The sequence below is a fragment of the uncultured Campylobacter sp. genome, from assembly GCF_938017705.1.
Classification (GTDB): Bacteria; Campylobacterota; Campylobacteria; order Campylobacterales; family Campylobacteraceae; genus Campylobacter_B.
On record NZ_CALIIS010000182.1, the window covers coordinates 1 to 10,252 of the forward strand.

General features: G+C 48.5%; 8 protein-coding genes. 3 read left to right on the forward strand and 5 right to left on the reverse strand.

The genetic code is table 11. The features are described 5' to 3' along the window. The first annotated feature begins 57 nt into the window (after positions 1-57). Positions 58-1,566, forward strand: a complete 1,509-nt coding sequence (locus Q0605_RS08485) for a succinate CoA transferase (RefSeq protein WP_298706142.1) — start codon at positions 58-60, stop codon at positions 1,564-1,566. A 591-nt stretch (positions 1,567-2,157) separates the two neighbouring features. On the opposite strand, the gene Q0605_RS08490 is transcribed toward Q0605_RS08485, so the two are convergent. The 3 genes from Q0605_RS08490 to Q0605_RS08500 are packed head-to-tail and all read right to left on the reverse strand — an operon-like array spanning position 2,158 to position 6,311. Further along, positions 2,158-4,578 carry a GGDEF domain-containing phosphodiesterase gene (locus Q0605_RS08490; protein ID WP_298706143.1) on the reverse strand — a complete coding sequence of 807 codons (2,421 nt, stop codon included), beginning with the start codon at positions 4,576-4,578 and terminating at the stop codon, positions 2,158-2,160. Then, the gene (locus Q0605_RS08495) at positions 4,568-5,440 is read right to left on the reverse strand and encodes a cytochrome c peroxidase (RefSeq protein ID WP_298706146.1); all 873 of its coding nucleotides are present in this window, start codon (positions 5,438-5,440) and stop codon (positions 4,568-4,570) included. The genes Q0605_RS08490 and Q0605_RS08495 overlap by 11 nt, the downstream gene beginning before the upstream one ends. Next, the gene (locus Q0605_RS08500; RefSeq protein ID WP_298706149.1) at positions 5,403-6,311 is read right to left on the reverse strand and encodes a class I SAM-dependent methyltransferase; all 909 of its coding nucleotides are present in this window, start codon (positions 6,309-6,311) and stop codon (positions 5,403-5,405) included. Before Q0605_RS08500 ends, Q0605_RS08495 begins: the two co-directional genes overlap by 38 nt. Before the next feature lie 99 nt (positions 6,312-6,410). Here Q0605_RS08500 and Q0605_RS08505 point away from each other — a divergent pair, with 99 nt between their 5' ends. Together Q0605_RS08505 and Q0605_RS08510 are read left to right on the forward strand one after the other, a co-directional pair. Continuing rightward, the gene (locus Q0605_RS08505) at positions 6,411-7,178 is read left to right on the forward strand and encodes an ABC transporter ATP-binding protein (protein WP_298706152.1); all 768 of its coding nucleotides are present in this window, start codon (positions 6,411-6,413) and stop codon (positions 7,176-7,178) included. Beyond that, positions 7,171-7,974, forward strand: a complete 804-nt coding sequence (locus Q0605_RS08510) for a metal ABC transporter permease (protein ID WP_177388780.1) — start codon at positions 7,171-7,173, stop codon at positions 7,972-7,974. Before Q0605_RS08505 ends, Q0605_RS08510 begins: the two co-directional genes overlap by 8 nt. Here Q0605_RS08510 and Q0605_RS08515 read toward each other — a convergent pair. Continuing rightward, on the reverse strand, positions 7,918-9,675 hold the full coding sequence (locus Q0605_RS08515; RefSeq protein ID WP_298706155.1) for a DMT family transporter: 1,758 nt from the start codon (positions 9,673-9,675) through the stop codon (positions 7,918-7,920). The two genes, Q0605_RS08510 and Q0605_RS08515, sit on opposite strands and share 57 nt — an antisense overlap. A 42-nt stretch (positions 9,676-9,717) precedes the next feature. Further along, a partial coding sequence (locus Q0605_RS08520; protein WP_298706158.1) for a hypothetical protein occupies positions 9,718-10,252 on the reverse strand: 535 nt, incomplete at its 5' end.

The window sequence follows — 10,252 nt, forward strand, 5'->3', positions numbered from 1 at the left end:
TTTGAAATTTAGCGCAAAAATATTATAATTTCGCCCAAATCACGGCTAGGACGGAAAATGAACTCACGCGTGCAAAACGAATATCTAAAATCAAAAATTATGAGCGCCGAAGAAGCCTGCGAACTGATCCCAAATGGCGCATCGGTAGGCTTTAGCGGCTTTGTCGGAGCGGGCTGCGCGCTAGCGCTACCACAAGCTCTAGCGCAACGAGCGACAGCGCTGCACGAAAAAGGCGAGCCCTATCAAATCGAAATTTTTACAGGTGCATCGACCGATCCGCTTTTAGACGGAGTTTTGGCAAAAGCAGGTGCCGTGAGCTTTCGCGTGCCGTTTTTTACGGATGCCGATATGCGCCGTGCGATAAATAGTGGCGCCGTGCGATACGCGGACGTGCATCTATCAAGCCTTGCCGCGCAGCTTAAAGCTGGCTTTTTTCCACATCTAAACTTTGCTGTGATCGAAGTAGTGGCGATTAAAGAAAGCGGTGAGCTCGTGCCGTCCACGTCGCTAGGCAACAACCAAGCCTGGCTCGATATCGCCGATCGCGTGATTTTAGAAGTGAATTACTATCAGCCGCTTGAGCTGGAGGGCATTCACGACGTTACAGATCTGCGCCTACCGCCGCATGCCGAAGATCTGCCGATCAAGCACGTAGGCGATCGCGTAGGTAGCCCCTATATGCATGTAGATCCTGCCAAAGCAATCGCTGTCATAGAGGCTAGGACGCATGATCGCGTCAATAATTTCACTGCCGTGGATGAAATTTCAAGCGCGATTGGGCGCAACGTCGTAAAATTTCTAAAAAACGAGGAAGCTTGCGGTAGACTTCCCGCAAAGAAGCTACTGCCGCTACAATCTGGTATCGGTAACGTCGCCAACGCCGTGCTTAGCTCACTACAAAATGCTGGCTATCAAGGGCTGCAGTGCTACTCCGAGGTGATCCAAGACGGCATGCTAGATCTCATCAAAAGAGGCGTCGTAGGTACTGCAAGTGCCACGGCGCTATCGCTTAGCCCCGCAGGTGTCGAGGAATTTCAAAAAAACATCGATTTCTACCGCAAGCACATCATACTACGTTCGCAAGATATCTCTAACTCGCCAGCACTTATCAGAAGGCTTGGCGTCGTGTCGATGAATGGCATGCTCGAGGCAGACATCTACGGCAATGTAAACTCCACTAACGTCATGGGCTCGCAGATGAAAAATGGCATCGGCGGTAGCGGTGACTTCGCTCGCAACGGATATTTGTCGCTATTTCTTAGCCCGTCGCTAGCTAAAGGCGGCGCGATCAGCGCTATCGTGCCGTTCGTGAGTCACGTCGATCATACCGAGCACGACACTCAAGTCATCATCACCGAATACGGCATCGCCGATCTGCGCGGCAAATGCCCTCGTGAGCGTGCTCGCGCGATGATAAGCATTGCGCATCCCACTTACCAAGACGCGCTGAGAGATTATTTCGAGCGGGCATGTGCGCAGCCCTGTGCGGGGCATACTCCACACATCTTAAGCGAGGCGCTGTCGTGGCATCAAAGATTTAAAGATACGGGGAGTATGAAGGCTTAGAGCGAATTTGCTTGAGCTAATGGGCTAAAGCCTAAAATTTAAGCTCATTCTCGCTGAAAGCAAGAAAGTTTGCACTTAAAAATTCCGCCTGCATTTGAAAGCTCTATCGCTACTTAGAGCAAAGCTTGTTAAAATTTTTATTTTTGCAAAGTTCGCGCGAAATGTTTATTATATGAATGAATTGAAAATTTGCGCCATAAAATTTTAAAATTTGCAGGCGGGTTTAAGGCGCGGAATTTAAAATTTTATCGCTACGGAATTTTAAAATTTAGCCTTAAATTTGCAGCTCGCGCATTTCAAATTTTAAAATTCTACGGCTTGGAATTTTAAAATTTTGAACTTCGCAAAATTTCATCCATAAATCCGCTATTTAATTTTAAATTTGGCTCCACTTCATTTGCCATGCGCAAGCTTTTTTGGCAATTTAGCTATAAGGCGCGCCATAAGTTCGCGATAAAACCGCGTAGTATTTGTCAAGATAAATTCCGTATTAAAACAGCAGCTTGCTAAATCAGAATTTATCGCCTTACGAAAGCGGTCTTTGGGCTATAAATTTAAAGAGGCGGGCTATAAAGTCGCGGCGAGATGAGATTAGAATTTTATCCTCGAGGGCTCCATCGGTTTGCTGTAGAAGTAGCCCTGCATATATTTAATCCCCATCTCTTCTAAGATGATTGAAATTTCGTGGTTTTCTACGTATTCGGCGATGAGCTCGTAGCCCTGCTTGCGCGCGAAGTTAGCGATGGTTTCGACGATGGCGCGCGAGTTTTTGTCGTTTGCGATGTTTTTGATGAGCGCTCCGTCGATCTTTATGTAATCCACATCGAGCGTTAAAATTCTATAGTAGTTGGAGTATCCGCTGCCAAAATCGTCTATCGCGACCTTGCAGCCGTAGTTTTTGGCTACGGCGATGAAGCTGCGTAGGCTCTCGTAATCGTCGAATTCCTCGCTTTCTAAAATTTCAATAAATAAATTTGAAGCATTTGGACTGGATGCGAGCTTGCGCTCTAAAAGCTCCTTGATATCTTCGTTTGCGATGTCAAAATATGAAAGATTTATGCTAAAGCAAGTCCCTGCGAAGCGGTCTAGCAAGCGAAAGGCTTCGTTTATTACAACCTGAGTTAGCGGGATGTAGAGCGAGGTTTGCTTTGCGATATCGATAAACTCACCCGGGCAGCGCGTCTTGCCCGAGCGGTCGATTAGACGGATTAGAATTTCATATACTAACGGGACATAATCACCGCCCTCGGTGCCGTATGTGTTACCACTAGGATCTCTGTGGGTGATATCAAATATCGGCTGAACGAGCACAAAGACTTGATTTTTCTTGATCGCGTTTTGAATAGTGTTGATCATAATCTGATTTTGCAGATATTTTTCCTCAATCGCATTTGGGCGCGAGTAAAAGCCCACGTGCTCGTTTTTGCTCTGCGCCTCATACATCGCCATAACCGCCTGAAAAACCCTATTTGCGCCACCCGCTACGTCTGCGCGCTCGCTTACGCCCATCGTGATATTTAAAGGCGCGGAAGCAAAGCCCTCGGTGGTATGTAGATTAAAGACCTTGTCGGTGAAATATTTGTTTATGATCTCCACATCGCGCGCTACATTTAGCCCCTCGTAAAATAGGCAAAACTCATCCGATTGGATGCGAAAGATACTAGCTTTGATCTCGTGCGATTCGATACACATTGCAAGCGTGCGCGCAAAGGAGCGCAGAATTTCATTCGTCGTCTCCGCCTTGTAAAAAAGCCGCAAATTTGCAAAATTTACGATAGTGATGTAGATCGCTACGCCCGTTTTTTCGGCGTTTATTAGCTCATATAGCGCTGCTTCGTTGCCCTGGCCCGTAAGATGATCGATATAGACTTGATTGTTTAAGCTCTCCTTCGCGCTCGCAAGAGCTAGCTTCATAATCTCGCGCTCGCCGATATCATGAGCGTAAAGTGCATATAGCGGCGGCTTGGATGTGGTGGTGATATTTGCTAGCCTTAGGCTCACATCAGTTAGTTCGCCATTTTTACGGAGCAGGCGCGTGTCTTTGGCGCTTTTATTTACCATCGCAGGAAGTTCGGTCCCCTTATCTTTGGGCATCAAAACTCCAAGATCGCTTCCTTGCAGCTCGTTTTGTTCGTAGCCGCTTAAGCTAAGCGCGCTTTTATTAGCGTATAAAATTTTAAAGCTCTGATCTGCCAAAACTATCGCTTCGCCTGCCTCCTCGCATAGTGCGCGATAGGGCGCGAGGGCGCGTTTACTACGCAAAGCATTGGAATTTATGATGTAAGTAAGCAGTAAAAACGACAAAAACACCGCCGTGTAAAGCATCGTCATTTGCATAAACGAGCCGTAGAATTCCTCGCTAGCGTAAGAAAATCGCTCGCGCAGGCTTGCGAAGCGCTCGTTTAGTAACGAGAGATTATCGCTTACGATGATATTTTGACGCTCGAAATTCCTTAAAATTTGCCGTGCGATTCCTATAAACGCAGCTTCGTCTGGGCTTGACGCATCTGCGTTTTCTAGCGCGCTTTTTAAAGTAGAGATCTCGGAGCGATTTTTATAGTTAAGCCCTAAAATTTGAGAGTAGAGATTTGCTCTTTGCGCATTTGCGCTACCGGATAAAAATTTTTGCTGAAGGCTTTGAAAAAGGATTAAATTCTGCGAATTTAAAGCCCCAAGCTCGTCCAAAAGTGAAATTTTATCGCTAAAAGCGCTTCCGATCGCGCGCACATCGCTACTAAGTCCGATTTTATCGATGATTTTGTCTTTTTGTAAGGCTTGCAGCACCTGATAGATGCCGCGCATATCGGCATTTGCAATCGAAAAGTCCCTTCTTGCGATCTTTGCATCAAATAATATATTTAAGCGGTTATCGGCGTTATCGATCAAAGCTAGCTCGCGCGAAATCGTGCTAAATCTCGCTACATCTCTTAGCGACGAGAAGTAATTCCCGGCGATGATTATGCCTAATATCATAATCCCCACCATCAAAGTCCACATTATCTTATCTTTCATCCTGCGCCTCCGTCATCTCGCCCTTAAGCGTAGCTAAAAAACTCATCAAAGCATCAAGCTCCTCATCGCTAAGATCGTATTTTAGCAGATCCTTTGCAATCTGCCGCACCGCAAGACGCAAATCCATCTGCCCGTTTACGTAAGGCGCGGTTTGCGTGATATTGCGCAAGCTAGGCACGCGGCGCAACTCAAATCCATCGGAAGTGAACCTATGCTTAGGCACATCCTCCTCTTCTACGCTTGGGCGAATTTTAGTAAAGCTGCCGGTGCCTAGGCTAACGCCGTTGTGACATGCCGAGCACAGCCGCACAAAAAGCATATATCCGTTATATTCGGCATCATTTAGCTTAACCTCGCCACGCAAAAATCGGTCAAATTTGGAATTTATCGCCGTTTTGGACTTTAAAAATTCCTTCAGCGCATCAATGAAGTTCGCCGTATTCGCCTCGCCGTAAGCACTTTCAAAAGCCTGCTTGTAGGTTAAATTCTTCCTGATAAGCTCTAAAATTTTATCTTCGCTCGCATCCAGTTCATTCTCGCCAAAGACCGACGCCGCGATCCGCGCCTCAAAACCCTCGAAATTATAATCGCCCAGATACCGATCGAAATAATAGGAATTGATGAGCGTAGGCACCCGCCCGTCTCGCACCGAAGCGCCTGAGTCGTTTAGATAGAAGTTATGGCAGCTCTCGCAGGAGCGACCTTTGCGGCTAAATCTTACGTCAGTAAAAATTTTTGCTCCCAACTGCGCCTTTTGCGGGTCGTATTTAGGCATCTCAAGCGGCGTAAAAAGATTGCCGCAAAGCCCCAAAAGCGGCGCCAGGCTAAATATAAAACAGCTTAAAGCTCGCTTCGATCTCATCGCTTATAATCCCGCCTTTAACCCGCTTTTTCAAAAGCTCCTCGATCTCGTGCTCGCTAGCCTCCGCGCCATCCATATGCAGGTGCCACGCGGCGTTTTGCACCGCCTCTTGCAGGCTGCGCTTTTGCTCGCGCTTTTCAGTTAAAATTTCGCTTTTAAATTTGATGTCGCGCGCGCCAAGCAGCGCCTCAAACTTTTCGGCGGCGGTAGCAAGTCTTTTATGCCCCGCGCCGAAGCGCTTAAACAGCGGCGCTAGCATCGAGGAATTGCGCTCACTAGCCCAGTTTAGATAAATTTTACGCTCGCCCAAAGCCAAAAACGCCTCAAAATCCTTCGTGCTTTTCAGCGCGGGGCTCATCGTAAGAAACGCGATGTCAAAAACTGCGGAAATTTTAAAATTTTCGCTCCCTCGGGTTTTGCTCGCAGCGTCTTTTAAATTTAAAGCCCGCGCTTCTTGGGCTTGCAGGTTTGAAATTTTGCTTTGCGAGCGCGGATAAATTTTAAAATTTTCGCCCGCCGCGCCTGCAAAACCATCGCGGCTCAGCCGCTCGCAAAACTCCGCAAAACTTAAATTTAATACGTTTTGCAAGCTGATGCCAAACTCCTCCGCGCTGTGCCTTAGCTCGCGCAGCATCCCCTCCGAGCTATCGATCGCCGTGACTTTGGCGCCCAGCGACGCGAGATACAGCGAGTAAACCCCCGTGCCGGCGCCCACGTCGAGCACGCTTTTGCCCGCAAAGCTCGCGCCCCAGCTGCGCAGTATCTCAAACACCCGCTTGCCGAAATCCCCTAACTCGCCGCTAAATTTAGCGTAACTTTCGGACTTTTTATCCCAGCTATTTTCATCTGATTTTTCGCCGATTTTCTCCACCGCTCGCCTTTAAATTTTTTGTAATAATAGCAAAATTTGGCAATTTTTCCGAATTTGGGCTATAATAAATGCTTTCAAAATCTAGGCGAAAGGGCGTTCATGGCGGACGTGACGATAAGAAATTTAAACTTTGCTTACGAAAAACGCGAAATTTTAAAAGATATAAACCTAAGCTACGAGCTGCGCGATTTTTTAGCGATTTTCGGGCCCAACGGCGGCGGCAAAAGCACCCTTTTGAAGCTGCTTTTGGGGCTGCTGCGACCAAGCTCGGGCACGATCGAAATTTTAGGCAGATCGCCCGCGCTTGCCAGAGCGCAAATGGGCTATGTGCCGCAGTTCATCGCGATAAACAAAAGCTTTCCCATAAGCGTACTCGAGGTCGTTTTAATGGGGCTGATAGATAAGAAAATTTTTGGCTTTTACTCTAAATCCGAGCGCGAGCAAGCCATGCAAGCCTTGGAGCGCGTAGGTATGCAGAGCTTAGCCGACTGCCGTATCAGCGAGCTTAGCGGCGGGCAGAGACAGCGCGTTTACATCGCGCGGGCGCTGTGCGCGAAGGCTAAAATTTTACTTCTTGACGAACCGCTAGCGAGCATCGACACGATGGGGCAGGTTCAAATTTACGAGCTTTTAAAATCCCTAAACGAGGGCGGCTGCGGCATAATTCTAATCAGCCACGACGTGCAGCTCGCGCTAAACTACGCAAACCGCGCGCTTTACGTCGCAAACGGCTCGGCGCACACCCACGAGATCGATCCCGGAAGCAGAGCGGAATTTTTAGATCACCTTAGGCGCGAGCACGGGCACTTCTGCGCCGTCGATCTCGCGCTTAACGAATGCTGCTGCAAGGAGGGCGAAAATGGCTGAAATTCTATCCTACGATTTCATGCGAAACGCCCTACTCGGCGGACTTTTGGTCAGTATAGTCTGCGGCGTCGTGGGCTCTTTAGTCGTGATAAATCGCATGAGCTTCATAGCAGGCGGCATCGCGCACGGCGCATACGGCGGCATCGGCATCGCGCTATTTTTAGGCATCTCGCCCGTGCTGGGAGCTAGCGTATTTGCGCTGTTTTTGGGGCTACTCATTGCCTACGTCACGCTGCGAAATACCGAGCGCTTCGACGCCGTAATCGGCGCGATATGGGCGTTTGGAATGGCGCTGGGGATAATCTTCGCCGATCTCACGCCCGGGTACAAATCCGATCTGATGAGCTTTTTATTCGGCTCGATCTTAGCGATAAATCATGAAAATTTAATCTTCATCGGCATTTGCGGCGCGGCATTTGCGGCGCTTACGGCGTGCTTTTACAGGCAGTTTTTAGCGATCAGCTTCGATAAGGAATTCGCCCTGCTGCGCGGAGTAAATACGAGTGTTTTTTACTACGTCCTCGTAGTGATGGCGAGCCTTGCGGTGGTCGCGTCGATTCAGATCGTAGGACTAATCTTAGTGATCTCGCTGATGACGATCCCGCCCTTCATCGCCGAAAAAATTTCAAAAAGCTTAGGCTCGATGATGGCGATAAGCTGCGCGCTATCGGCGCTTTTTTGCGCGGCAGGGCTTATTTTAAGCTTTAAGCTCAATCTAACCAGCGGCGCTTCGATCATCCTAGTCGCCTCGGTCTGCTTTTTCGCAAGCTCGATTTTTAGCAAACTTCGCGCCTAAAAGCCCGCCCAGCTCGCTAAGCAGGATGCCCGCGAGTATCAGCGCCGCGCCTAAAATTTGAAGCGCGCTTAGCTTCTCGCCGAAAGCATACCCCATAATGCCCGCGCTTACGGGCTCTAGTGCAAAAATCAGCACCGTTTTTATCTCGCTTACGCCGCGATTTTGCGCCATCGTTTGGATCACAAACGCCGCGACGGTAGCAAAGATCGAGGTCAAAACCAGCGCAAAAACGAAATCGAAACTCGGCGAAAAGATCAAATTTCCAACCACCCTTATCTCGCCTTCAAATTCGGCGTGCGGGACAAAAACTGCGGCGATCAGCGCACAGACGCAGACGCAGATAAACTGCACGATCACAAAGCCGTAGAGATTGCTTTTGCGCGCGCAGACGCCCGTAAATACGATGTGAAGCGCGTATGCAAACGCCGAAATCAAGCTCAACCGCTCGCCTATGCCAAATCCCACTGCGCCGCTTGCTCCGCTTAAAAAATACAGCCCCAAAAGCGCCACGACCGCACCGCCAAAGGCGCTCGCACCGACCTTTTTACCGAAAAACGCAAGCATCAAAAAGGGCACGATGACGACGTTTAGCCCCAAAATGAACGCCACCGTCGATGATAGCGCATAATCAAGCGCTATGGTCTGGCACGAAAAATCGCAAAACAGCATCAGCCCGCAAAACACGCCCCGCCCTATCGTGCCGCGGTCAAATTTGACGCCGAAGCGCAGGCAGGCGAGGTAGGTAAAAATGCTCGCCGCCAAAAAGCGCCAAAACAAAAAGCTAAAAACGTCGCCGCTATGCAGCGCGCGCTGCACCGGCACGAAAGTGCATCCCCAAACGATTGCCACGAAAAGCAGCCCCAGATCCCACAGCTTGCTAGGCGGAACGGGGTTTTGCGCGCGGCTTTGCGCGTAATTAGAATTTCGCCCGAAACTTTGCGCGGAATTCAAGCTTTGCGTAGAATTTAAATTTTTTGCGGAGTTAAAATTCTGTGTAGCATTAGAATTTTGCGGAGTGCCAGGGTTTCGCGCGGAACCATAGTTAAAGCTATGCGGCGTGCTGGCGGAGCATGGATCGTTCGCAATGACCTTGGTAAAATTTTTCTTGGAGCGTCGCGCGTGAGCAGCGGGGCAGCCTTTTGCGGAGCTTAAATTTGGCTCGTTTGCGGCGCTTGCGCGGCTTAACGGACTCGCGCTATTTGTGCCGCTATGAGTGGAATTTTCCGCAAAATTTAATATAAAATTTCGTTTGAAATTTTTCGCAGAATTTTCGCAAGGATCTGTTTTATAGGATTTTGCGGAATTTAAAGCTTTATTTTCGGCGCAGCTCGGAATTTGCGCGGGCTTTAAATTTAACGCAAGAGTCGCGAAATTTAAAGCGGATTTTCTTTCAAGATTTTTGACGCGCAGGGCGGAATAGGGAGAGGCGAGACTGTGCACGGCAAAACCGACCGAGGCACGATTGCGTGCGGCGAAATCGGCCGAAGCGGGATAAAATTTTAAATTTCTTCTGCTGATAAAATTTAACTCGGCGGCCTCGTCTTGAAATTTGAAATTTCTTTTGAGGCAGAGAGCGGGAGTAAAATTTACCGCACCGCCGGACGCTGTGTTTTTCGCGCGCTCGCATACCGGATCTAAGATAAAATTTAAAACGGATTTTGAATTAAAATTTTCCGCGAGCTCCGAGATAGAATTTTTCATAATTTAAAGTAAAATTTCGCCGAGATTTTAGTGCGGTCGCGCCTATCTGATCGTCTTTATGGCGTTTAAAATCGCGCCCGAGTTTTTGCGAAATTCCCTTTCGTTTTTACTTAAAAAATCGAAGCTTTCGTTGATAAAGGCACTGCTAAATTCGCTACTAAAATCGTCTCCAGGGTCGCGTCCAACGGCACTTTTAAAGCTTTTAGCAAAGCTCGCGTCGGCTCCTAGTTCGCGTGCCAAAGGGCGAATGATTTCGTAAATTTCATCAAAGGCGTTGGTGCGCAGATAGTGGCTGAATAGCACCTCGCCGCTCATTACCGCCTTAGTATCGGCTTCGGACATATCTTTTATTTTAGCAAGTACGAGCTTTTTGATCGGCTCTACGGCAAGACTTAGCTTCTTGCTCGCCAGCCTTTGCATATTCTGCACGGCAATGCTTTTTTTGCCCGCGCGCTCGGTAATGTAGCTAGGCAGATCGAGCTCGTAATCCTGCACGCCAGTGCGTTCGTATTCATTTGCGGCGCGCTCGATTAGAGTGCTTAGCGAGTTTTTAAAATTTTCGCTATCGCCCACGTTT

Excerpts from the sequence above, each read along its gene's own strand:
- Q0605_RS08510 (WP_177388780.1), top strand. The coding sequence starts at position 7,171 with ATGGCTGAAATTCTATCCTACGATTTCATGCGAAACGCCCTACTCGGC.
- Q0605_RS08515 (WP_298706155.1), bottom strand. The coding sequence starts at position 9,675 with ATGAAAAATTCTATCTCGGAGCTCGCGGAAAATTTTAATTCAAAATCC.
- Q0605_RS08490 (WP_298706143.1), bottom strand. The coding sequence starts at position 4,578 with ATGAAAGATAAGATAATGTGGACTTTGATGGTGGGGATTATGATATTA.
- Q0605_RS08495 (WP_298706146.1), bottom strand. The coding sequence starts at position 5,440 with ATGAGATCGAAGCGAGCTTTAAGCTGTTTTATATTTAGCCTGGCGCCG.
- Q0605_RS08485 (WP_298706142.1), top strand. The coding sequence starts at position 58 with ATGAACTCACGCGTGCAAAACGAATATCTAAAATCAAAAATTATGAGC.
- Q0605_RS08505 (WP_298706152.1), top strand. The coding sequence starts at position 6,411 with ATGGCGGACGTGACGATAAGAAATTTAAACTTTGCTTACGAAAAACGC.